This window comes from Bacillus hominis (assembly GCF_018332515.1).
Lineage (GTDB): Bacteria > Bacillota > Bacilli > Bacillales > Bacillaceae_G > Bacillus_A > Bacillus_A hominis.
Window position 1 is genome coordinate 1 of record NZ_BOQD01000051.1, and the last position, 407, is coordinate 407.

Genomic DNA, 407 nt, shown 5'->3' on the forward strand with positions numbered 1-407 from the left:
GTAACTGTGCAGAAAGAACGGCAATCTTTAAAGCAGTATCAGAAGGTGAGCGTGACTTTAGTTACCTAGTCATTACAGGTGAAACTGACGGACCTATTTCACCATGTGGTGCTTGTAGACAAGTAATTGCTGAGTTCTGTGATCCGAAAATGCCTGTATTACTGACAAATGTAAAAGGTGATGAAAAAGAAGTGACTGTTGAACAGTTACTGCCAGGTGCTTTCTCAATTGAAGATTTAAAATAAGATGAAAAGTCATTTCGCAATTAATAATTGTGGAATGGCTTTTTTATTTTCAAAAATAGAATGTAATACTTTGTTCATACTCCGTTCATAATCTTTGCGTAAAATTATTGCATCGAATATGGAAAGTTTACAGCAGGAGGAATATAATGAAGAAATTATATA

Annotated in this window: 1 protein-coding gene; it reads left to right on the top strand. The window is 34.2% G+C overall.

Annotated elements, in window-relative coordinates:
* Window positions 1–245: cytidine deaminase (locus KI356_RS07345; RefSeq protein WP_212935133.1), on the top strand; the 245-nt coding region annotated here is incomplete at its 5' end.
* Window positions 246–407 lie beyond the last annotated feature (162 nt).